This window comes from Pseudomonas monsensis (genome assembly GCF_014268495.2).
Lineage (GTDB): Bacteria > Pseudomonadota > Gammaproteobacteria > Pseudomonadales > Pseudomonadaceae > Aquipseudomonas > Aquipseudomonas monsensis.
Genome location: NZ_CP077087.1, coordinates 913349 through 936769, shown reverse-complemented (window position 1 = coordinate 936769; position 23421 = coordinate 913349). Strand labels below are relative to the sequence as shown.

Below are 23421 nucleotides of genomic sequence, written 5' to 3'. Positions count from 1 at the left end.
GTCACCCGCGTCAAGCGGCCTTGATCGGCGCCTACAACTCATCCCTGCGGCGAACAATGCCCGGGCTGGGCGGTTGCTGACGGCCAATCGGCCAGGTGGCACCCTGTCGCCCGGTCTGGCGCCAGTAGTGGCCGGCGACCAGTACTGACAGTTCGCCCAGCGCCCCAAGCCTGGAAATGAACTCGCCGGGGCTCAGCCGTGTGACCCATCGGCCCTTTTCATACGCCACCTGCCGGGTCGACAGCAACTTCCTCTCGGCGGCTGTATAGACCGGGATGTACTTGAGCAAAACGCCGTGGGGCGTTGAAAAGTAGTAGGTCTGGATCGCGAAACCCTGATCCTTGAGCTGATGGGTATGCGCCTGTAGCTGAGCCGGCGAGGCGAAGTTGGCCTGCACGTGCTCCGAATCGACACCAAGCGAGGTGTTCCCGGACAGGTGCAGTTGATGACTGGCAACCAGGGAAAAGCCCTCAGGGTATCGCGGGGCGGGGTTGCGCCAACCGGTCGACGGATCCGTGGAGGCGCGGAATATCCGTGCCAGCGGGCGGCTTTGACGCGCCGAAACGGCAACCGGTTCGAGCGGGACAAAGCGATTGCTCGTGCTGTGCGCCAGTATTGCCCCTTCGTACCCTCGGTCGATGACCGGTTCGCCGGTTCGACTGCCGGCATGGCGGGCGGCATCGTCGGCGTGATGGAACACCGGCCCCAACGCGGGCTCCGGATGGTTGCGCCATCTTTCATCGTCGGCAGTCTCGCCCTCGACAGGTTCTCTTTCCTCGCGAATCCAGCCCAGGCGCGACCAATACTCGCTGGTTTGCAGCACGTCGAGCTTGCCCGCCCGGGCCATTCGACGCACGTAATCGGCAAGCACGAACGTGCCTTTGGCCATGTCACGCTCATCGTTCGCCGCCTGCGCGGGCGAATCGAACGTGTTGGGGCGCAGTTCGATCTGCCCGTGCCTGTCGTAGAACTCACCGGGTTCGAAGGCATGCAGTTGCAATCTCAACAGTGCCCCGTCGGCGCAGGAAATGTAGATGGGTAAATAGCCCTGGGGCGTGTTGGCCCGTCGGCAGGCTTGCAAGACATCGGTCGGTGAAAGAAACACACTGCGCACGTCATTGTGCCGCGCGCCCAACGGCGGAAAGGATGCACGCAGATAAATAGCCTCCAGCCCATGACCGTAGTGTATCCGCCCCTGCTCGAAGACCCGGTCCAGCGCCAGCCGCGAACCCTGCGCCGCAATCGGCAGGCTGGCAATGAACGCATTGCTCTCGGAGCGCAGGATAAAACCGAAGGTCAGCGTATCGCGGCTCACGACCGCCTCATGAACATACGTGGCGGCGGCATCGGCCTGAATGAACAATGAACTGCAGACCGGTGCATGGGTGGCTTTGTGGTAATCGGCAATGGGCAGCAAATCCGCAGCGAAGGGCACCCAGCGAGTGACATGACGGGGCGCGCCCCAAATATCGCTGCCGACCACCACGTGCAAATAGCCGGACTCGGCCAGCGAGCCGACCCATTTATTCATCTTCAATGCGCCGCTGCGGATGCGCTGCCTGACGGTCTCGGCATCAAGCGAAGGAGGCACATGGCCGGTGTCGGTCAGGGATAGTGACAGGTCGGCGAGCACGCGGTCCCAAAGGCCTGCCTGATAGCGAATCAACGAACCGTCGGGCGCGAACAGGTATTCGTCCCACGTCCCCGGCATCGTGCGGTTGAATGCCGAGTAGACGGTGTCGACCGACAGCATATTCAGGTAAAGCTGCTTGTCGGGTCCGGAAAAAATCACCGACAGTTCTCGCCGGACTCTCGAGCGGTAACGTGCAACGATGTAGCAGTCTGCCGGAGCCAGTCCGGCGTTGATACTTTCGTACGGGAACACCTCGGTGACATCGAAGTTTTCCCGGGACACCTTGATCGGCAGCGTGGCAACAAACAGGCCTTCGGCGGTTTTCAGAATCACTCCGCCATAAGGACCGTCGGCGGAGGCCGGCACTTGCAGACGGGCATGTACCGCCGCATCGTCAGCACTCTGGAACACCGGGCCGAGCCAGCGACGCTCGAGGTTCGCGAAGGGTTTCCAGGCACTGCTTACCCGTCCGACCCGATCCCAACACAGGCTCGTGCGCAGGACAGACAGTTCACCGCTGCCGGCAACCTCGTGGACGAAGTCCACTGGCCGCCACTGACCTGATGCCAGGTCTTGCTTGATGGTTTCAAGTCTCCGGCTGGAGAGATCGTCATGGAACAGCTTGCTCGCGCTGCTTCTTACGTACTTCAACAGGGCACCGTCCTGAGTACTGATATACAACGCGGCGGGCAGACCAGAGGGGCGCACCGGACGACTGGGCGAGTAGTACATCGCCACCGTCAGGTTATCCGGCGAAATAAAATGCCGTGCCAGCCACGCGCTTGTCCCGCTGGCGAGACCGTTCACCTCATGGTGCAAGTAAAAGTTGCCGTACAGACTGAAGCCGTCCGGGTAGTGGTAGCCGGACTCTGAAAGCCCTATGCCAAACAATGTCCCCAGTTGAAACAGATTGTCGCCACGGTCGTTGACGGGCACCCCTTCAGTGGCGACGTACTCCTCCCGCTCGCGATGCTTGAGGATAAATCCGAACAACGCTCGGGTTTCGTCCTGCAAATGCGCAGCACGCGCGGACTGATCCTGCGCCGCCTCATCCGCCGAAGGAAAAACCGCTCCGCAGGCGACCCTGTCAGGGCGTTTCCAGGCAAGCGTTGATGTCGACAGAAATTCGCCGCGGGAGAAAATCGGCGATAGGTCCAATGGCCTGTTCGGAAGCATGGCAGGGGGGGCCGGCAGTTGATCGGGCAGTGCAGGGTCCGGTGTGGTTGGCACGGATGTTCCTGCCAACGGCACCGCCATCATGGCCCAGTTTGCAGGTACATCACCGCGATATCCCCACAGGGGGTTGTCGAGCAGCACCGTCAACCGGCCGGCCGCTGCTTGCTGGCGGACAAAGTCCTGCGGTCGCAGTTCACCACTGGCAAGTTTCAACGCCAGCGAACCGGGATTTTCACGTGTCCCCAAAAGGGCGGCAAGCTCTCGGCCACTGGCGCCCTCGGACAGTTCATACCTGAGCAGACTGTTCGCCGCCCCTGAGACATAAAGCGCAGTTTTGTCGAGCCATGCCTGCCGGACCTCATCGACATTCAACATCTGCAGGCTCAGGGCCGCTTCTTCGTGCGTCCACTTGAAACTGTCAATCACCACCGGTTCGAGCTGCGACAGCGCCCCGTGCGACACATATCGACCGCGCAGCACATGGTCATCGGGAAAAATGGTCTGCCCATGATGGTCCCGCGGATAAAGACCGCCCGAGGCAAGCGTCTCAATGTCACCCGCGAGGGGTTCGGTGACCACGAAGCGCTCGTCGGCGCTGCGCTGAAAGACGTAACCGACAAATGTACGATCACGCCGATTGCCGACTTGTTCGTGTGCATATCGAACGGCATCCTCGGCCGAGAGGAAGTCATCACTCAGACCTGGCCAGGGGAAATTCGCAAAGGGCTGCCATTGCAGATCTACGCGCCCCAGCCGCGGCCACAGCGCACTGCCTCGCAGAACGTCCAGCCGACCACTGATCACCAGGATCGACACGAACTCACGCGGTCGCAGTGTCCCGGCCAGCAACCTCGATTGCAGTCCCGGATCGGTGACGCTGCCATCGGCTTGCTCGATGCTCATTGCGGTTTCGACCGGATCGCCGCTGAAGGTGTACTTCAACATCGCGGCATCACGGGTCTGCAGGTACAACGCCAAGGGCCTGTCGGGCGCTGCCAGATGCCGGGCGCGATCACGACTTGCAATGGCTAGTGCCATTTCCTGCGGTGTGAAGAAGTTCTCGTACAGCCACGCCTGCGCAGGGGATGTGCGCACAGGATCCGGCCGGGAGGCACAGTAAAAACCCTCGAGCGCATAGCCTGTGGGGAGTTTCAATTTCCCGTCACGGCCCACCGGAAAGATTTTCTGCGGGTCCCAAGCGGACAGCCCGGCCGCACGCGCATGGGTCGCGACATACTCTTCGCCAGTGAGTTTTTTCAGTACCAGCCCGGCGGTCTGCGCACCTCTGGATTTCAACGCAGCGAGCACGGCCCGATCGGCACTGACGCAAACGCGCGTCATCAGCGGCAACTCAGTCACCTTGCCCGTAGAAAATCCCTGCCCGCGTTGCCAGTCAGGCGGTACGACGCCCACCGAGTACCCCCAGTCGGCATTCGACACAAGGACCTTCAGCTCACCGAGCATGGCCAGTTTATTGATGATGCTCAACGCGTCACGCGTCCATGGCTCACGGCCCGGCCGCGCGCCTGCTTCATGCCAACGGTAATACTCACGCTCCGCCTCTGAACCACTGGCAGTGTACTTGAGCAATGTTCCGTCAGGCCCGGACAGATAGGCGCTGCGAAACCAGGCCCGGCCGTCGACATCGCCCATAAAGTCGACGTCGGAAAAGAAATTGACGAACAGCCGCAGCCCCATCTCATCCAGCTCTGGATAAGCCTCGCCAACCTCTGCGTGTAACGCGACATGGCTGTGGACGTTTGCGGCAAAACGATAGCCTGCTGGCGGCTGGAGATCGCCGGAGGCATCGAAGTCGACGAGGACGCTCATATCGAAGGTGGTTGCGTCTCCGGGCACAGGTGAACTGGCGACGAACTTTCCATCCGGTCGCAGCAGAATCAAGCTGCCGTATTCCTTTTTCGCCTTTAGCGGAATCCTCGTATGCACCCAGTACGCAGCATCCTCTTGCGTGAGAAATCCCGGACTGAGTGGCGGCAGTCTGGTTCTGCCGGAGGGGGTTGCGGCGCGTTCGGTGCGTCCTGACACATCGTTCATGATAAAGATCCTGCTGAAAGAATTCGGGATGACTGGCGAACGAGTGTGTCGCCTCGCTGCCCGGACCATGCGATGCAGGGTTATCGTTTCTGTGTCCAATTCTGTAGCCGCCCACTCGCCCCAATCTGGCGCATACAAGCGCACCACAGCCTTCAGCGTGTCCGTTGCTGGTGCGCGAGCGGCGTCGCCCAACCGCTCTGCGACGGCATTTTCATGTTGGATCCCGACCGGGCACAGCCCTTGCAAACCTCCCTTCAGTCGTCCGCATCTGCCAACCAGAAAAATTAAATGTTCATGGAGATCGCACAATGAAGCGTCGCAGTTTGATCAAGGCTTTCACACTCTCGGCATCCATTGCCGCGATGGGCATGACCTGGACTGTCCAGGCCGCCGAGACCATCAAGGTCGGGATTCTGCATTCGTTGTCCGGCACCATGGCGATCTCCGAAACCTCACTCAAAGACATGGCGTTGATGACCATCGACGAGATCAACGCCAAGGGCGGCGTCAACGGCAAGATGCTCGAACCGGTGGTGGTCGACCCTGCATCCAACTGGCCGCTGTTCGCCGAAAAGGGCCGGCAGTTGCTGACCCAGGACAAGGTCGCGGTGGTGTTCGGCTGCTGGACTTCGGTGTCACGTAAATCGGTGTTGCCGGTGTTTGAAGAGCTGAACGGCCTGCTGTTCTACCCGGTGCAATACGAAGGCGAAGAGATGTCGCCGAACGTCTTCTACACCGGCGCCGCGCCCAACCAGCAAGCGATCCCGGCAGTGGAATACCTGATGAGCGAAGAAGGCGGCAGCGCCAAGCGCTTCTTCCTGCTCGGCACCGACTACGTCTACCCGCGCACCACCAACAAGATCCTGCGCTCGTTCCTGCATTCCAAAGGCGTCGCCGACAAGGACATCGAAGAGGTCTACACCCCGTTCGGTCACAGCGACTATCAAACCATCGTCGCCAACATCAAGAAGTTCTCCGCCGGTGGCAAGACTGCGGTCATCTCCACCGTCAACGGCGACTCCAACGTGCCCTTCTACAAAGAACTGGCCAACCAGGGGCTGAAGGCCACCGACGTACCGGTGGTGGCGTTTTCGGTGGGTGAAGAAGAACTGCGCGGCATCGACACCAAGCCGCTGGTGGGCAACCTCGCAGCGTGGAACTACTTCGAGTCCGTCGAGAACCCGGTGAACAAGAAGTTCGTCGCGGACTGGAAGGCCTACGCCAAGAAACACAACCTGCCGGGCGCCGACAAAGCGGTGACCAACGACCCGATGGAAGCCACTTACGTCGGCATCCATATGTGGGCGCAGGCGGCGGAGAAAGCCAAGTCCACGGATGTCGACAAGGTCCGCGAAGCGCTGGCCGGCCAGACCTTCGCCGCGCCGTCGGGCTACACCCTGACCATGGACAAGACCAACCACCACCTGCACAAACCGGTGATGATCGGCGAGATCCAGAGCGACGGTCAGTTCAATGTGGTGTGGCAGACCGAAGGGCCGATCCGCGCGCAACCGTGGAGCCCGTTCATTCAGGGCAACGACAAGAAGCCGGATTATGCGGTGAAGAGCAACTGAGTCCGACTTGGGCTTTGAGGTGGGGCGGAGATCCTTTCCCCCTCACCCCAACCCTCTCCCCCCAGGGGGCGAGGGGGAAAGGGAGCCGATCTTCGTGCTTTTCAAAGCTTGAGTTCGACTCGAATTCGCAAGTCGCAGCACATGGTCCAAAACACCTCGGTCAGTCCCCACGATTGCATGAGGGAGAGGGGGAAAGGGAGCCGATCTTCATGCTTTTCAAAGCCTGAGTCCGGCTCGAATTTGCAGGTCGCAGCACATCGTCCAGACACCTCGGTCAGTCCCCTCGATTGCATGAGGGAGAGGGGAAAGGGAGCCGATCTTCATGCTTTTCAAAGCCTGAGTTCGGCTCGAATTTGCAGGTCGCAGCACATGGTCCAGAACACCTCAGTCAGTCCCCTCAATTTCACGAGGGAGAGGGGGAAAGGGAGCCGATCTTCATGCTTTTCAAAGCCTGAGTCCGGCTCGAATTTGCAGGTCACAGTACATCGTCCAAACACCTCGGTCAGTCCCCTCAATTTCAAGAGGGAGAGGGGGAAAGGGAGCCGATCTTCATGCTTTTCAAAGCCTGAGTCCGGCTCGAATTTGCAGGTCACAGTACATCGCCCAGACACCTCGGTCAGTCCCCTCTCCCTCCGGGAGAGGGTTAGGGTGAGGGGGCGGTTGAACAGGACACCACTAATGCCCACTGCCATATACCGCTTGTTTCTGATCATCGCACTGCTGTTGCCGATGACTGCCTTTGCCGGCGACGCCGAAGACTTCGTCGCCGCCAATCCCGTGCAACAAGCCAAACTGCTGGAAGCCTGGGCCGCGCAGCCCGAGCCGGCGCGTGTCGAGCTGATCAATGCCTTGCAACAAGGCGAACTGACGATCGACGGCCAGCCAAAAACCCTGCGCCTGAACAACCGCCTGCGGGGTCTGATCGACACCGCGCTGGCCAGCCACCAATTGCTCGCCGCCGACGCCAAAATCCGTCTGGCCGCGGCGCAGCAATTGCAGAAAAGCGCGAAACCCGCGCAGCTGAAATTCCTCGACCAGCAACTGGCTGGCGAAAAAGACCCCGGCGTGCACGATGCCCTGAGCCTGGCCCTGGCCAATCTGCAACTGGTGGATACCGACCCGGCAGTGCGTCTGGCCGCCGTGCGCCTGCTCGGGGAAACCGGCGACCCACTGGCCCGCACCCGCCTCGAAGGCTTGCTCGAACCCGGCGTCGAAAGCGATGGCGGTGTGCGCACGGCCGTCGAAACCAGCCTCGCCCAAGTCAAACGCAAACTGTTGATCGGCGAAGTGTTGGGGCAGGCGTTCAGCGGCATGTCCCTCGGCTCGATCCTGCTGCTCGCCGCGCTCGGTCTGGCGATCACCTTCGGCCTGCTCGGGGTGATCAATATGGCCCACGGCGAGATGCTGATGCTCGGCGCCTACTCGACCTATGTCGTGCAGTTGATGTTCCAGCGCTATGCCCCGCAAGCCATCGAGTTCTATCCGCTGATCGCGCTGCCGGTGGCGTTCTTTGTCACGGCGGCGATCGGCATGGCACTGGAACGCACGGTGATTCGTCACCTCTATGGCCGGCCGCTGGAAACCCTGCTCGCCACCTGGGGCATCAGCCTGATGCTGATCCAGTTGGTGCGCCTGCTGTTCGGCGCGCAGAACGTCGAAGTGGCAAACCCGGCGTGGCTGTCCGGCGGCATTCAAGTGCTGCCGAATCTGGTGCTGCCGTACAACCGCATCGTGATCATCGCCTTCGCCCTGTTCGTGGTGGTACTGACCTGGCTGCTGCTGAACAAAACCCGTCTGGGTCTCAACGTCCGCGCCGTCACCCAGAACCGCAACATGGCCGCCTGCTGCGGCGTGCCCACCGGGCGCGTGGACATGCTCGCCTTCGGCCTCGGCTCGGGCATCGCCGGCCTCGGTGGTGTGGCGCTGAGCCAGATCGGCAACGTCGGTCCGGACCTCGGCCAGAGCTACATCATCGACTCGTTCCTGGTGGTGGTACTCGGCGGTGTCGGGCAACTGGCCGGTAGCGTGCTGGCCGCGTTCGGCCTGGGTATCGCCAACAAGATTCTTGAACCGCAGATCGGTGCGGTGCTCGGCAAAATCCTGATCCTCGCGCTGATCATTCTGTTTATCCAGAAACGTCCGCAAGGCCTCTTCGCACTGAAAGGACGGGTGATCGACTGATGAATCAGCCTCTGTTAGTCACGGCCACACAAAAGGCCGGACCGAAAGTCACGATGGCGGTCGGTGCGGTGATTCTCGCGCTGCTGATCGCCCTGCCGTTGCTGTCGTTGTTGGCGCCGGACAATGCGCTGCACGTCTCGGCCTACACGCTGACGCTGGTCGGCAAAATCCTCTGCTACGCCATCGTCGCCCTGGCGCTGGATCTGGTCTGGGGTTACGCCGGCTTGCTGTCGCTGGGCCATGGCCTGTTCTTCGCCCTCGGCGGTTACGCGATGGGCATGTACCTGATGCGTCAGGCGGCCGGCGATGGCTTGCCGGCGTTCATGACCTTTCTGTCGTGGACGGAACTACCGTGGTACTGGAGCGGCACCAGCAGCTTTGTCTGGTCGATGTGCCTGGTGGTGTTGGCACCGGGTCTGCTGGCGCTGGTGTTCGGCTTCTTTGCCTTCCGCTCGCGGATCAAGGGTGTGTATTTCTCGATCATGACCCAGGCCCTGACCTTCGCCGGCATGCTTCTGTTTTTCCGCAACGAGACCGGGTTTGGCGGCAACAACGGCTTCACCAACTTCCGCACGATCCTCGGTTTCGGCATCACCGAGCCAGGCACCCGCGCGGTGTTGTTTCTGGCCACGGTGCTGTTGCTGGTCGCCAGTCTGTTCATCGGCTGGCGCCTGGCGCAGAGCAAGTTCGGCCGGGTGCTGACCGCGCTGCGCGATGCAGAAAACCGCTTGATGTTCTGCGGCTACGACCCGCGCGGTTTCAAGCTGTTTGTCTGGGTGTTGAGTGCGGTGTTGTGCGGACTGGCCGGTGCGTTGTACGTGCCGCAGGTCGGCATCATCAACCCCAGCGAAATGTCGCCGACCAACTCGATTGAAGCGGCGGTGTGGGTGGCCCTCGGCGGCCGTGGCACGCTGATCGGCCCGCTGCTCGGCGCCGGCGTGGTCAACGGCATGAAGAGCTGGTTCACCGTGGCCTTCCCCGAATACTGGCTGTTCTTCCTCGGCGCGCTGTTCATCGTCGTGACGTTGTACCTGCCCAAAGGCGTGATCGGTCTGCTGAAGAAACGAGGTGAATCATGAGAGTGACAGCCACTGCCGAATTCATGCTGGAACCGGCGTTTTTCCCGGTGGAGCCGAACAAGGACGAGGGCACCAGCCGCGACTCGATCGGCCTCGGCCAACGCGTCGGCCCGGGCCTCGACACCCGGCACGGCACGATCCTGACCCTGGAGGACATCAGCGTCAGCTTCGACGGCTTCCGCGCCCTGAACAATCTCAACCTGTACATCGGCGTCGGTGAGCTGCGTTGCATCATCGGCCCCAACGGCGCGGGCAAGACCACGCTGATGGACGTGATCACCGGCAAGACCCGGCCCAGTCACGGTAAGGCCTGGTTCGGTGAAACCCTGGACCTGACGCAAATGAGCGAAGTGCAGATCGCCCAGGCTGGCATTGGCCGCAAGTTCCAGAAGCCGACGGTGTTCGAAGCCCTCAGCGTGTTTGAAAACCTCGAGCTGGCGCAGAAGACCGACAAGTCGGTGTGGGCCAGTTTGCGTGCGCGGTTGAGCGGCGAGCAGCGTGATCGCATCAGCGAAGTGCTGGAGACCATTCGCCTGACCACCTCGGTCAATCGCCCGGCGGGTTTGCTGTCCCACGGCCAGAAGCAGTTCCTGGAGATCGGCATGCTGCTGATGCAGGACCCACAACTGCTTCTGCTCGACGAACCGGTGGCGGGCATGACCGACGCCGAAACCGAGTTCACCGCCGAGCTGTTCAAATCGCTGGCGGGCAAGCATTCGCTGATGGTGGTTGAACATGACATGGGCTTTGTCGGCTCGATTGCCGACCACGTCACCGTGTTGCACCAGGGCAGCGTGCTGGCTGAAGGCTCGCTTGAGCAGGTGCAGGAAAACGAGCGGGTGATCGAGGTCTACCTGGGCCGATGAATCGGCCAGCTGCAAGCGACAAGCTTCAAGCAGCAAGTAAAAGCAAAGTCATAAACAGTCCTGCTCTTGCTTGCAGCTTGCAGCTCGCGGCTTGAAGCCCAACTAACGGAGTTCCGATGCTACAGGTCCAACAACTTCATCAGTACTACGGCGGTAGCCACATCCTCCGGGGCCTCAGTTTTGATGTGAAGGTCGGCGAAGTCACCTGCCTGCTCGGACGCAACGGCGTGGGCAAGACCACCCTGCTCAAATGCCTGATGGGCCTGTTGCCGGCCAAGGAAGGTGCGGTGAACTGGGAGGGCAAACCGATCACCACGTTCAAGCCGCACCAGCGCGTTCACGCCGGTATTGCTTACGTGCCGCAAGGCCGGGAAATCTTCGGACGGCTGACCGTGGAAGAAAACCTGTTGATGGGGCTGTCACGGTTTCCCGGCAGCGAAGCCAAAGAAGTGCCAAGTTTCATCTACGAACTGTTCCCGGTGCTGCTACAAATGAAGCAGCGTCGCGGCGGTGACTTGTCCGGCGGGCAGCAACAGCAACTGGCAATCGGTCGCGCACTGGCCAGCCGTCCGCGCTTGCTGATCCTCGACGAACCCACCGAAGGCATCCAGCCGTCAGTGATCAAGGAGATCGGCGCGGTGATCAAGACACTCGCAGCCCGTGGCGACATGGCGATTTTGCTAGTCGAGCAATTCTACGATTTCGCCGCCGAGCTGGCCGATCAGTACCTGGTGATGTCCCGGGGCGAGATCGTCCAGCAAGGTCGCGGTGAAAATATGGAGGCCGAGGGTGTACGCGGACTGGTCACGATCTAAGGCAACGTTCTAATCTGTAGCTTCCTAACGATAATCACACACCATGAATTCGACTGTTTCACCTGCCCTGTTTACCCCGAGCTGGCATGCCGAGCTGGAGCTGGCCTACGCCCGCTTCGGCGACTGCACGCGCCCGGTTCAGCGTCGACACATCGGTCCGCTGCGGGTGCAAAAGCATCTGTACGCCGAAGGACCTGAAGTCTGCCAACACATCATCGTCCACCCGCCGGGCGGGATTGCCGGCGGCGACCGACTGGACATCAGCGCCCGCGTCGAAGCGCACGCCTGGGCGCAGATCACCAGCCCCGGCGCGGCGAAGTGGTATCGCGCGGGCGGGCCGGCTTATCAGAAGCTCGACTTGCAAGTCGCGGCCGGGGCGACGCTGGAATGGCTGCCGCAGGAAACCATCGTCTACAGCGCGGCGCAGGCTGAGCTGAGCACTTCGATTGAACTGGAAGGCGATGCCCGGCTGTTCTACTGGGATGTGGTGGCGCTGGGTCGCCCGGCCAGTGGTGAACGTTTCGACCGCGGGCATTTTCAGGCGCATCTGGATATTCGCCGTGATGGTCGATTGCTCTGGCACGAGCGCCAGCGCGTTGTTGGCGGTGACGGCTTGCTTGATTCACCGATCGGGCTGGACGGTAATCCGGTGTTTGCGACGTTGTTGGTCACCGGTGAGATTGAGGCTGAAATGCTTGAGCGCTGCCGCTCGCTGGGCCACGAAGTGCGAGGGGATCTGACGCAATTGCCGGGGCTGTTGGTGGCCCGTTGTCTGGCCAGTGAGGCATTGCTCGCCCGCGCCTGGCTCATCGACTTATGGCGTTTGCTGCGGCCGGTGCTTCTGGATCGCGAGGCGGTGTCACCGAGAATATGGAGCACCTGAAAGCCCCCCTCACCCCCCGCCCTCTCCCGGGGGGAGAGGGAGCCTGACCGAGTCGTTTGAAATGAATTAACTGCCTGAACGAATACTGCTGACTGAACCGGCCATTGAAAACAACCGAGATCAGTCCCCTCTCCCTCGAAAGAGGGAGCCTGACCGAGTCGTTTGAAATGAATTAACTGCCTGAACTAATACTGCTGACTGAACCGGCCATTGAAAACAACCGAGATCAGTCCCCTCTCCCTCGAAAAAGGGAGCCTGACCGAGTCGTTTGAAATGAATTTAACTGCCTGAACGAATACTGCTGACTGAACCGGCCATTGAAAACAACCGAGATCAGTCTCCTCTCCCTCGAAAGAGGGAGCCCGACCGAGTCGTTTGAAATGAATTTAACTGCCTGAACGAATACTGCTGACTGAACCGGCCATTGAAAACAACCGAGATCAGTCCCCTCTCCCTCGAAAAAGGGAGCCTGACCGAGTCGTTTGAAATGAATTCAACTGCCTGAACGAATACTGCTGACTGAACCGGCCATTGAAAACAACCGAGATCAGTCCGCTCTCCCTCGGGAGAGGGAGCGTGAGCGAGTCGTTTGAAATGAATTAACTGCCTGAACGAATACTGCTGACTGAACCGGCCATTGAAAACAACCGAGATCAGTCCCCTCTCCCTCGGGAGAGGGCTAGGGTGAGGGGCTGCTCCAACTGGCACCCCGCACCCACAAGAACCTCAAAAATCTGCCCTGATGGAACGACACAATGGACCTGACCCCACGCGAGAAAGACAAGCTGCTGATCTTCACCGCCGGCCTCGTCGCCGAGCGGCGACTGGCCCGCGGCGTGAAACTCAATTACCCGGAGGCCATGGCCTACATCTCCGCCGCGCTGCTGGAAGGCGCGCGTGATGGCCAGACCGTGGCCGAGCTGATGCACTACGGCACCACCCTGCTGAGCCGCGAGCAAGTGATGGAAGGCATCCCGGAAATGATCCCCGAGATCCAGGTCGAAGCGACGTTCCCCGATGGCACCAAACTGGTCACCGTCCACCAACCGATCGTCTGAGGCCGCGCCATGACTTACACGATTCGCGACGCCCTCCACGCCGACCTGCCGGCGATCCGTGACATCTACAACGATGCGGTGCTCAACACCACGGCGATCTGGAACGAGTCGGCGGTCGACCTCGGCAACCGTCAGGCCTGGTTCAGTGCACGTCAGGCCCAGGCGTATCCGATTCTGGTGATCGTCGGCGGCGACAACGCGGTGCTCGGCTACGCTTCATTCGGTGACTGGCGGCCGTTCGACGGCTTTCGCCATACCGTCGAGCACTCGGTCTATGTGCGCAGCGATCAACGCGGCAATGGCCTTGGCCCGCAATTGATGGGCGCCCTGATCGAACGGGCAAGGGCCTGCGGCAAACATGTCATGGTCGCCGCCATCGAAAGTGGCAACGCCGCCTCCATTCGTCTCCATGAGCGCGCCGGTTTCAGCATCACCGGCCAGATGCCGCAGGTCGGCACCAAGTTCGGTCGCTGGCTCGACCTGACGTTCATGCAACTGACCCTCAACCCCGGCGCGGAGCCGCCTGACGCCAACAAGGAGTGATACCGATGAACGCTGCCCAACTGCGCCGCGTCAACGCTGAAAGTTTTGCGCACTATCGTCAGGGCCTGATCGACCTGCTGCTCGATGCGGTGGGCTATGGCGCCAGCGTCGGCTTCATGGCCGACCTCGATGCCGCCCAGGCCCGCGCCTATTTCGATGAGGTCCAGGACAACGTGAACAAGGGCAGCGTGTTGCTCTGGGTGGTGGTCAAGGACGAACAGGTGCAGGCCAGCGTGCAACTGAGCCTGTGCCAGAAGGCCAACGGTCTCAATCGCGCCGAAGTGCAGAAACTGCTGGTGCGCGAACACGCCCGCCGACGCGGCCTCGGCCAGCAATTGATGAGCGCGCTGGAACTCGAAGCGGCCAAGCACAAGCGCGGCATGCTCTACCTCGACACCGAGGCCGGTTCCCCCGCCGAAGATTTCTACAAGGCCCTGGGTTACAGCCGCGCCGGTGAAATTCCCGACTACGCCTGCGACCCGCACGGCACCTATCGCCCGACCGCCCTCTATTACAAGATCCTGCAAGGAGCCCGGCCATGATTCCCGGCCAGTACCAGATCCAGCCCGGCGACATCGAACTCAACGTCGGCCGCCGCACCCTCAGCCTGAAAGTCGCCAACAGTGGCGACCGGCCGATCCAGGTCGGTTCGCACTATCACTTTTTCGAGACCAACGACGCCCTGACCTTTGACCGCGCCGCCAGCCGTGGCATGCGCCTGAATATCCCGGCCGGCACCGCCGTGCGCTTCGAGCCGGGGCAGAGCCGCGAGGTGGAACTGGTGGATTACGCCGGGCACCGGCGGGTGTTCGGGTTTGCCGGGCGGGTCATGGGTGATCTCTAAAAAAGCAGCTTCAAGCTGCAAGCCTCAAGCTGCAAGAGAAAGCAGTTTTGTGGCGCCCGCACATTCGCTTTTTACTTGAGGCTTGCAGCTTGAAGCTTGCAGCTCAATTCCGAGGAACGAGGAAATGAAGATCTCCCGTCAAGCCTACGCCGACATGTTCGGCCCCACCGTCGGCGACAAGGTGCGCCTGGCCGATACCGAGTTGTGGATCGAAGTCGAAAAGGACTTCACCACCTACGGCGAAGAAGTGAAATTCGGCGGCGGCAAAGTGATCCGCGATGGCCAGGGCCAGAGCCAGTTGCTCGCGGCCGAAGTGGTCGACACCTTGATCACCAACGCGCTGATCATCGACCACTGGGGCATCGTCAAGGCCGACGTCGGCCTCAAGGACGGGCGCATCGCCGCGATCGGCAAGGCCGGCAACCCGGACGTGCAGCCCGACGTGACCATCGCCATCGGCGCCAGCACCGAAGTGATCGCCGGTGAAGGCATGATCCTCACCGCCGGCGGCATCGACACCCATATTCACTTCATCTGCCCGCAGCAGATCGAAGAAGCGCTGATGAGCGGCGTCACCACCATGATCGGCGGCGGCACCGGGCCTGCCACCGGCACCAACGCCACCACCTGCACCTCCGGCCCGTGGCACCTGGCGCGCATGCTCCAGGCCGCCGACGCGTTCCCGATGAACATAGGCCTCACCGGCAAGGGCAACGCCAGCCTGCCGGAGCCGTTGATCGAGCAGGTCAAGGCCGGTGCCATCGGCCTCAAGCTGCACGAAGACTGGGGCACCACCCCGGCAAGCATCGACAATTGCCTGAACGTCGCCGACCAGTACGACGTGCAAGTGGCGATCCACACCGACACCCTCAACGAATCCGGCTTCGTCGAAACCACCCTCGGCGCGTTCAAGGGCCGCACCATCCACACCTACCACACCGAGGGAGCCGGTGGCGGCCATGCGCCGGACATCATCAAGGCCTGCGGTTTCCCGAACGTGCTGCCGAGTTCCACCAACCCGACCCGGCCGTTCACCCGCAACACCATCGACGAACACCTCGACATGCTGATGGTCTGCCATCACCTGGACCCGAGCATCGCCGAAGACGTCGCATTTGCCGAAAGCCGCATCCGCCGCGAGACAATTGCCGCCGAAGACATCCTCCACGACCTCGGCGCGTTCTCGATGATCAGCTCCGACAGCCAGGCCATGGGCCGTGTCGGCGAAGTCATCACGCGCACCTGGCAGACCGCCGACAAGATGAAGAAGCAGCGCGGCCCGCTGCCGCAGGACGGCGCAGGCAACGACAACTTCCGCGCCAAGCGCTACATCGCCAAGTACACCATCAACCCGGCGATCACCCACGGCATCAGCCACGAAGTCGGCTCGGTGGAAGTCGGCAAATGGGCGGATCTGGTGCTCTGGCGCCCGGCATTTTTTGGCGTGAAACCGACGCTGATCCTCAAGGGCGGCGCGATTGCCGCCAGCCTGATGGGCGATGCCAACGCGTCGATCCCGACCCCGCAACCGGTGCACTACCGCCCGATGTTCGCCAGTTACGGCGGATCGCTGCATGCCACCAGCCTGACCTTTATCAGTCAGGCGGCGCAGGAAGCCGGGTTGCCTGAAGCGTTGGGATTGAAGAAGAAAATCGGCGTGGTCAAAGGCTGCCGTGATGTGCAGAAGACCGACCTGATCCACAACGATTATCTGCCCAACATCGACGTCGATCCGCAGACGTATCAGGTCAAGGCGGACGGTGTGTTGCTCTGGTGTGAGCCGGCAGAAACCTTGCCGATGGCACAGCGGTACTTTTTGTTTTGAGCACAAAAAAGGCCCTTCGGGGCCTTTTTCAATGGTGAATCAGAATGACCGTGTAACCGTTCTTCGCTGGCAAGCCAGCTCTCACAGGTTCTGCGTCGAACTGAAATCCCTGTTTCAACCCAAAACCCTGTGGGAGCTGGCTTGCCAGCGATGAGGCCAAATCAACCGACACAAAGTTTTCAGGCTATCTACTCAACCACCAACCGCCCCAAGCGCTGGCGCAACATGCGGTTCTCGGCGCGCAACTCGCGCACTTCTTCCAGCAGATCCAGCGCCAGGGCGACGCCTTCCCACTCCAGTTCCAGTTCGCGGCGCAATTTCGCCGCACGTTTGGCCAAGGCCAGTTCGTAATCGGTGAAGCGCCATTCCCGGGGCTGTGCACCCTGAGGTTCGAGGATGCCGTGTTCGACGATTTCGATCACGTAGGCATCCGACAAATCGGCCGCCTCACAGAATTCTGCCAAGTCCAGTTGAACGATCAGGGGGCTGCTCATGATGGGCTACTCCGTCGTCGAATCAGAAGTTCTCTCGCGGATTGAAGGCGGCTTTCTTCGCCAGTTCCTGCCACAGCGCCTTGACCTCATCGTCCGAGGCTTTCGGCATCACGGCTTTGAGCTGCACGAACAGATAACCGCGCTCACCGGCCTTGTTTTTCAAACCATGACCCTTGGCGCGCATGCGCTGGCCGTTCTGGCTGCCCGCCGGCACCTTGAGGTTGATCTTGCCGGTCAGGGTCGGCACGGCCACTTCAGCGCCCAGCGCCAGTTCCCACGGCGCCAGCGGCAGGGTGATGATCAGGTTTTCGCCTTCGACATCGAATTTCGGGTGCGGCGCAAAGCGAATGGTCAGGTACAGATCGCCATTGGCCCCGCCACCGATCCCAGGTGCACCCTGGCCCTTGAGGCGGATGCGCTCGCCGTCGGTCACGCCCGCCGGGATCTTCACGTTCAGGCTCTTGCTGGTGTTGCTGACGTGCTGGCCGTTGGCGTTGTATTGCGGCACCTGGAAGGTGACCTTCTTCGACTCGTTCGCCAGCGTCTCCTCGAGGAAGATCGGCAGTTCCATTTCCACGTCTTGTCCCCGGCGCCCGGTACTGCGTTGTTGCCGACCTTCGCCGCCACCGAAACCGGGGCCGCGATTGCCGAAGATCGAACTGAAGAAGTCCGAGAAGTCGCCGGTGTCGCCACCGCCGCCGCCAAAGCCGCCACGGCTCTGCCAGCCCGGTGGGCCCTGGAACGGCTGACCATGCTGGCCATAGCGGCGCAGTTCGTCGTATTCGGCGCGCTTGTCGGCGCTTTTCAGCGCTTCATAGGCTTCCGAGGCATCCTTGAACTTGGCCTCGGCGTCTTTTTCCTTGCTGACATCCGGGTGGTATTTGCGCGCCAGCTTGCGATAGGCCGCCTTGATCGCCTTGTCGTCCGCCGTCGGCTCCACGCCGAGTATCTTGTAATAGTCTTTGAAGTCCATCGAAGGAATCACCGTCCGTTATCGATTTCGCGCCGAGCCCAGCATGCGCTCATTCGCGCGTGCCGGGTTGACCGATCTCAAGTTTGTGACCGGGTGGCGCTGCAGAAGTTTATCGGCAGTGGGCGACGGTTCTTGTGACCGCCGGTGTGTCTGCCGGCCCATGCCAGCAAGTTTGGGGCAAAGTCCGGGCTTTCAAGGCAGTTTAGTCGTGAAATAGCAGATGACCGGCCTTCGAATCTGTCGCGCACTGACATACACTGCGCGGCCGTTTTTTAGACCGGAACCGAAAGACATGAAAGACGCCTCTCCAGCCCGTGCCTGCGGCATCGACTTCGGCACGTCCAACTCCACCGTCGGCTGGCTGCGCCCCGGCATGGAAACGATGATCGCGCTGGAAGACGACAAGATCACCCTGCCGTCGGTGGTCTTCTTCAACATCGAGGAACGTCGCCCGGTGTACGGTCGCCTGGCGCTGCACGAGTACCTGGAAGGCTACGAAGGCCGGCTGATGCGCTCGCTCAAGAGCCTGCTGGGCTCCAAGCTGATCAAGCACGACACCAGCGTCCTCGGCACCGCGATGCCGTTCAAGGACCTGCTCGGCCTGTTCATCGGCCAACTGAAGAGCCGCGCCGAAACCGCCGCCGGTCGGGAATTCGAGCAAGTGGTCCTCGGTCGCCCGGTGTTCTTCGTCGATGACGATCCGCTGGCCGACCAGGAAGCCGAAGACACCCTGGTCGAAGTGGCGCGCAAGCTCGGCTTCAAGGACGTGTCGTTTCAGTACGAACCGATCGCTGCGGCCTTCGACTACGAGTCGACCATCGAAAAAGAAGAGCTGGTGCTGATTGTCGACATCGGCGGTGGTACCTCGGACTTCTCGCTGGTGCGCCTGTCGCCCGAGCGTCGCGGCATGGACAACCGCCACGATGACATCCTCGCCACCGGCGGCGTGCACATCGGCGGTACCGATTTCGATAAACAGCTGAGTCTGCAAGGCTTGATGCCGCTGTTCGGCTACGGCAGCCGCATGAAGAGCGGCGCCTACATGCCGACCAGCCACCACATGAACCTGGCGACCTGGCACACCATCAACTCGGTCTACTCGCAGAAATCCACCCTGGCGCTGGGCAGCATGCGTTACGACATCGAAGACACCGGCGGCATCGACCGCCTGTTCAAGCTGATCGAACAGCGCGCCGGCCACTGGCTGGCGATGGAAGTAGAAGAAACCAAGATCCAGCTGACCCACACCGACAGCCGCCATGTGCCGCTGGACCGGATCGAGCCCGGCCTGAGCGTTGAGCTGAGCCGCGCCCTGTTCGAATCGTCCATCGACGCACTGCTTGAGCGCGTGCGCGGCAGCGTCACGCAGCTGTTGAACGATGCCAACGTGTCGGTGGATCAGGTCGATACGGTGTTCTTCACCGGCGGTTCGAGCGGCATTCCGGCGCTGCGCAACAGTGTTTCGGCGATGTTGCCGAACGCACGGCATGTTGAAGGGAATATCTTTGGCAGCATTGGCAGCGGTCTGGCGATTGAGGCGATGAAGCGTTACGGCGCAATGGCCTGATCACAATCGCTGTGGCGAAGAGCCTTTGTGGCGAGGGGATTTATCCGCGTTGGGTCGCGAAGCGGCCCTCGACTTTTGAAAGCAGGGGCCTGCTGCGCAGGCCAGCGGGGATAAATCCCCTCGCCACAGATGCATTCGCTACAGATGCCTGGCCTTAGACCATCCCACCCAGCTTCAACTCACTCTTCAGGTACGCGTAATAAATCGGCCCCGCCACCACTCCCGGCAGGCCGAACGCGGCTTCGAACACCAGCATCGCCAGCAGCAACTCCCACGACTTGGCACTGATCTGCCCGCCGACGATGCGCGCGTTGAGGAAGTATTCGAGCTTGTGGATAAAGATCAGATAACCCAGCGCCGCCACCGCCACCCAGATCGACAGCGACAGACCGACGATGGTGATCAGCGTGTTCGACATCAGGTTGCCGATCACCGGCAACAGGCCGAGCAGGAAGGTCAGGACGATCAGGGTCTTGGTCAGCGGCAGCTTGATGCCAAACATCGGCAGGATCACCGCGAGGAAGATCCCGGTGAAGATCGTGTTGAGCAGGGAAATCTTGATCTGTGCGAAGACGATGTTGCGAAAGGCCTGGACCAGCAGGTGCAGGCGATCGAACAGGGCGGCGGCCAGCGGCTTGCGCTTGGTCACGTCCGGTATCCGCTGCAGGGCGATGATCGCGCCAAGGACCATGCCGATCAGCAGGGTGACAAACATGTGCGCCGCGTCCTTGCCCACCAGTTGCAGTTCGGACAGGTGCTTGCTTGCCCATTGACCGATGGCGACACGGAACTCGGCGGCGCTGGCAGGCAGGTAGGCATCGAGAAACGGCGGCAGTTGCCCGCGCGCACGATCGACCACGCCCATGAATTTATCGAGAGAAGCGCCGGGGTTTTCTGCTTCGTGCAGCAGGAAACTGATAGCGCCGGCGAAGATCAGCGCCAGCACACTGACCACCAGCGTGCCCAGCAACGCCACCGCCAACCAGCGCGCGCGCCGGCCTTCGATCAGCCGTTGCAGTTGCGGGGTGAGCATGTTGACCAGCTCATAGACCAGCAGACCGGCCAACAGGCTGGGCAACAAACGCAGCGGCAGCACCAGCAGCAAACCGCCAAAAATAATGATGCAACTGACCCAGAACACAACATGACGCTCAGAAAACGTTGGCATACAGCCTCAAAACGAACGGCGTAAAAGGATTGGCAGTCTGCCAGCGATCCAGAGAGAGCACTAGGGATATGCGGTGCTTCAGGTCCCCTCACCCTAGCCCTCTCCCAAAGGGAGAGGGAACCGATTGGGGGATGCTCTGCGTATCCAGTGACCTGAAACAGCGACATGGAATCCAAAATCGACCGGTTTTTTCAGGTCGACGAGTTTCTTGAGATTTGCCCTCACCCTAACCCTCTCCCAAAGGGAGAGGGAACCGATTGGGGGATGCTCTGCGTATCCTGTGACCTGAAACAGCGACATGGAATCCATAATCGACCGGTTTCTTTCAAGTCGACGAGTTTCTTGAGACGCTGCGGTCAGTCCCCTCTCCCTCCGGGAGAGGGTTAGGGTGAGGGCAAATCTCAAGCGGACGCGTCGACCCTGACACGCCACAGAAGCGGGTTATTTTTTCTTCAGGCAGTCACTCATGAAGGTCTTGCGCGCATCGCCGGTCAGGGCTTTGGTTTTCGCGTCGGCGTTGCAGGTTTTCATTTTTTCCTGCTGCGGGGTCAGGGCCTTGGCATCGTTGGCCGCCGGCGCTGCCTTGAGGCAGGTGCTCATGAAAGTCTTACGCTCATCGCCCTTGAGGCTCTTGGCGGTCGCATCGGCATTGCAGGTGGTCATTTTGTTCTGCTGCGCGGTGGCGGCGAAACCCTGGGAGCACAGCAGCAGACCGATCATCAACAAAGGGACACGCAACATCTTCATGGAGTTTTCTCCTTGTCGCCGCACCGATGGATGCGGCCTCTGCTGAAGTGTAGCCAAATCTTGTTACACCTTCCCGCCTTCCAGGTGGCTGCGCCGATACTGCTCCGGCGTGCATCCGGCCTGACGGGCAAACATGGCGATGAAGGCCGAGCCACCGCTGTAACCCAGATCGAAGGCGATCTCCTGCACGCTCTTCGAACTTTCCAGCGCCTCGATCGCTGCCAGATAGCGCAGACGCTGACGCCATTCGCCGAAACTCATCCCCAGCTCACGCACGAACTGCCGGGCCAGCGTGCGCTCGCTGACGTGTACCTGCGCCGCCCAGTGCGCCAGCGGTTGGTTACTGCCCGGATCGGCCTGCAATGCATCGAGAATCGCCAGCAACCCGGGATTACTCGCATACGGCAGATAACATTCATGCACCGGCGCCTGTTGCAGTTGATCAACCAGCACCTGGGCCAGTCGCCGGTCGGCTTCGAGCTCGGGGATTTTCACATCGCGTGCGGCGAAGTCCTTGAGAATCGCCTTGAGGATGTCGCTGATTGCCAGCGTGCAGGCCCGTGCCGGCAGTTCGGCGCAGACCTTGGGGTCGAGGCACACCGCACGATAGTTGACTGGTTGGTGGCTGTAGAAACTGTGCTCGACCTGCGGCGGTACCCACACCGCGTACTGCGGCGGCGACATGAAGCGGTTGCCATCGACGTCCATGTGCAGCACACCGTGCGCCGCGTACTCCAGCGTGCCCCACGGATGCCGGTGCGGCGCGGCGTATTCATGGGCGTTGAAGTCGGCGTAGCGGAAGTACACCGCTGACGGCAGTTCGCTGAAATCCAGCAGATCGATGTGTTTACTGTTCATGCTGTCCGGTTGCAGAGGCAGGTTGTCCGGTTCGCAGTATAGGGCTGCATCCAGACAGGGGATAATCACCGTTCATCAACGTTCTGGTTTTAACCCATGCAATACGCGTTTCCCCTGCTGGCGATTTTCATTTGGGCCGGCAACACCGTGATCAACAAACTGGCGGTCGGGGCGATCTTCCCGGCCGAGATCGGTTTCTACCGCTGGCTGCTTGCCGGCCTGCTGTTCACCCCGTTCATGCTCAAAGCGGTCATCGCGCACTGGCCGCAGATCCGCCCGAACCTGGGCAAGATCTTCATCCTTGGCGTGCTCGGCATGGCGGTGTATCAGAGCCTCGCCTACTTCGCCGCGACCCTGACCACGGCGACCAACATGGGCATCATCCTGTCGCTGATGCCGCTGATGTCGCTGGCCATGGCGATCATCAGCCTCGGCCAGCGCCTGACTGCCGGCGCCTTGTTTGGCGCGGTGCTGTCGTTTGCCGGCGTATTGGTGGTGGTCTCGTCAGGCAGCCTTGGCGCTCTGTTGCAACACGGCGTGAACCTGGGTGACGCGATGATGCTGATCGCTACCCTCGCCTATGCGATCTACAGCACCTTGCTGAAAAAATGGCAGCTGCGCCTGCCGCCACTGGTGTTGTTGTACTTGCAGGTGCTGGTGGCGATCGTGGTGCTGTTTCCGCTGTACGCGATGTCGCCGAAAACCGGGCTGACCCTGCAGAACATTCCGTTGGTGCTGTATGCGTGCCTGCTGGCGTCGATGCTCGCGCCGCTGGCGTGGATGCAGGCCGTACAGCGTCTGGGGCCGAGCCGGACGACGTTGTTCTTCAACTTGCTGCCGCTGATCACTGCGCTGATTGCAGCGCTGGTCTTGAAGGAACAGCTGGCGATGTATCACCTGGTCGGTGGTCTGCTGACGTTGGGCGGGGTGATTCTTTCCGAGCGCTGGACCACGGTGTTGGCCCGCAAGGTCAGCGTTGCCTGACCCGACGCCATCGCTGGCAAGCCAGCTCCCACAGGGTCGGTGTCGCACACACATTTTTGTGAACGCCACGAAGCAGTGTGGGAGCTGGCTTGCCAGCG

The 23421-nt window shown here is 61.1% G+C and carries 19 protein-coding genes; 13 read left to right on the top strand and 6 right to left on the bottom strand.

All coding sequences use genetic code 11. The features are described 5' to 3' along the window. Positions 1 to 31: 31 nt before the first annotated feature. On the bottom strand, positions 32 to 4864 hold the full coding sequence (locus tag HV782_RS03965) for a DUF4329 domain-containing protein (RefSeq protein ID WP_186747495.1): 4833 nt from the start codon (positions 4862 to 4864) through the stop codon (positions 32 to 34). A 308-nt stretch (positions 4865 to 5172) separates the two neighbouring features. Between HV782_RS03965 and urtA the strand changes: the two genes are divergently transcribed. From urtA to ureC, 11 genes are all read left to right on the top strand, one after another. Beyond that, the gene (gene urtA / locus HV782_RS03960; protein ID WP_123471008.1) at positions 5173 to 6438 is read left to right on the top strand and encodes an urea ABC transporter substrate-binding protein; all 1266 of its coding nucleotides are present in this window, start codon (positions 5173 to 5175) and stop codon (positions 6436 to 6438) included. Positions 6439 to 7116: 678 nt separating this feature from the next. Beyond that, entirely contained in the window at positions 7117 to 8619 is a 1503-nt protein-coding gene (urtB, locus tag HV782_RS03955; RefSeq protein WP_186747498.1) for an urea ABC transporter permease subunit UrtB, read from the top strand. Continuing rightward, positions 8619 to 9698, top strand: coding sequence for an urea ABC transporter permease subunit UrtC (gene urtC, locus HV782_RS03950; protein ID WP_123471004.1), 1080 nt, complete (start codon positions 8619 to 8621; stop codon positions 9696 to 9698). Before urtB ends, urtC begins: the two co-directional genes overlap by 1 nt. Then, positions 9695 to 10564, top strand: coding sequence for an urea ABC transporter ATP-binding protein UrtD (gene urtD / locus HV782_RS03945; RefSeq protein WP_123471002.1), 870 nt, complete (start codon positions 9695 to 9697; stop codon positions 10562 to 10564). The genes urtC and urtD overlap by 4 nt, the downstream gene beginning before the upstream one ends. Before the next feature lie 116 nt (positions 10565 to 10680). Then, a complete protein-coding gene (urtE, locus tag HV782_RS03940) occupies positions 10681 to 11379 on the top strand; it encodes an urea ABC transporter ATP-binding subunit UrtE (protein WP_128616172.1) in 699 nt (232 codons plus the stop codon). Positions 11380 to 11422: 43 nt separating this feature from the next. After that, complete coding sequence (locus HV782_RS03935; protein WP_186747500.1) at positions 11423 to 12262, top strand: urease accessory protein UreD; 840 nt, start codon at positions 11423 to 11425, stop codon at positions 12260 to 12262. Positions 12263 to 13017: 755 nt separating this feature from the next. Then, positions 13018 to 13320, top strand: coding sequence for an urease subunit gamma (gene ureA, locus HV782_RS03930; RefSeq protein WP_003221215.1), 303 nt, complete (start codon positions 13018 to 13020; stop codon positions 13318 to 13320). A gap of 9 nt (positions 13321 to 13329) precedes the next feature. Further along, a complete protein-coding gene (locus HV782_RS03925; RefSeq protein ID WP_123470997.1) occupies positions 13330 to 13863 on the top strand; it encodes a GNAT family N-acetyltransferase in 534 nt (177 codons plus the stop codon). A gap of 5 nt (positions 13864 to 13868) precedes the next feature. Continuing rightward, on the top strand, positions 13869 to 14405 hold the full coding sequence (locus HV782_RS03920) for a GNAT family N-acetyltransferase (protein ID WP_123470995.1): 537 nt from the start codon (positions 13869 to 13871) through the stop codon (positions 14403 to 14405). Next, on the top strand, positions 14402 to 14707 hold the full coding sequence (locus HV782_RS03915; protein ID WP_123470994.1) for an urease subunit beta: 306 nt from the start codon (positions 14402 to 14404) through the stop codon (positions 14705 to 14707). The genes HV782_RS03920 and HV782_RS03915 overlap by 4 nt, the downstream gene beginning before the upstream one ends. A 124-nt stretch (positions 14708 to 14831) precedes the next feature. Next, complete coding sequence (gene ureC, locus HV782_RS03910; protein WP_123470992.1) at positions 14832 to 16532, top strand: urease subunit alpha; 1701 nt, start codon at positions 14832 to 14834, stop codon at positions 16530 to 16532. A 188-nt stretch (positions 16533 to 16720) separates the two neighbouring features. Here ureC and HV782_RS03905 read toward each other — a convergent pair whose 3' ends face one another. Next, complete coding sequence (locus HV782_RS03905; protein WP_123470991.1) at positions 16721 to 17026, bottom strand: chaperone modulator CbpM; 306 nt, start codon at positions 17024 to 17026, stop codon at positions 16721 to 16723. A gap of 22 nt (positions 17027 to 17048) precedes the next feature. Continuing rightward, positions 17049 to 17999 carry a DnaJ C-terminal domain-containing protein gene (locus HV782_RS03900; RefSeq protein WP_123470989.1) on the bottom strand — a complete coding sequence of 317 codons (951 nt, stop codon included), beginning with the start codon at positions 17997 to 17999 and terminating at the stop codon, positions 17049 to 17051. A 292-nt stretch (positions 18000 to 18291) separates the two neighbouring features. Between HV782_RS03900 and HV782_RS03895 the strand changes: the two genes are divergently transcribed. Continuing rightward, on the top strand, positions 18292 to 19566 hold the full coding sequence (locus HV782_RS03895) for an Hsp70 family protein (protein WP_186748281.1): 1275 nt from the start codon (positions 18292 to 18294) through the stop codon (positions 19564 to 19566). Between the two features lie 154 nt (positions 19567 to 19720). Here HV782_RS03895 and HV782_RS03890 read toward each other — a convergent pair whose 3' ends face one another. The 3 genes from HV782_RS03890 to HV782_RS03880 all read right to left on the bottom strand — a co-directional run bounded on the left by HV782_RS03890 (position 19721) and on the right by HV782_RS03880 (position 22339). After that, positions 19721 to 20734 (bottom strand): AI-2E family transporter, encoded by a 1014-nt coding sequence (locus HV782_RS03890; RefSeq protein WP_186748282.1) that lies wholly within the window; start codon positions 20732 to 20734, stop codon positions 19721 to 19723. Between the two features lie 441 nt (positions 20735 to 21175). Then, complete coding sequence (locus HV782_RS03885; protein WP_007950613.1) at positions 21176 to 21481, bottom strand: PsiF family protein; 306 nt, start codon at positions 21479 to 21481, stop codon at positions 21176 to 21178. Positions 21482 to 21544: 63 nt separating this feature from the next. Further along, positions 21545 to 22339, bottom strand: a complete 795-nt coding sequence (locus tag HV782_RS03880; RefSeq protein ID WP_123470983.1) for an AraC family transcriptional regulator — start codon at positions 22337 to 22339, stop codon at positions 21545 to 21547. A gap of 96 nt (positions 22340 to 22435) precedes the next feature. On the opposite strand from HV782_RS03880, the gene HV782_RS03875 reads away from it, so the two are divergent. Then, a complete protein-coding gene (locus tag HV782_RS03875; protein ID WP_186748283.1) occupies positions 22436 to 23323 on the top strand; it encodes a DMT family transporter in 888 nt (295 codons plus the stop codon). Positions 23324 to 23421: the final 98 nt, after the last annotated feature.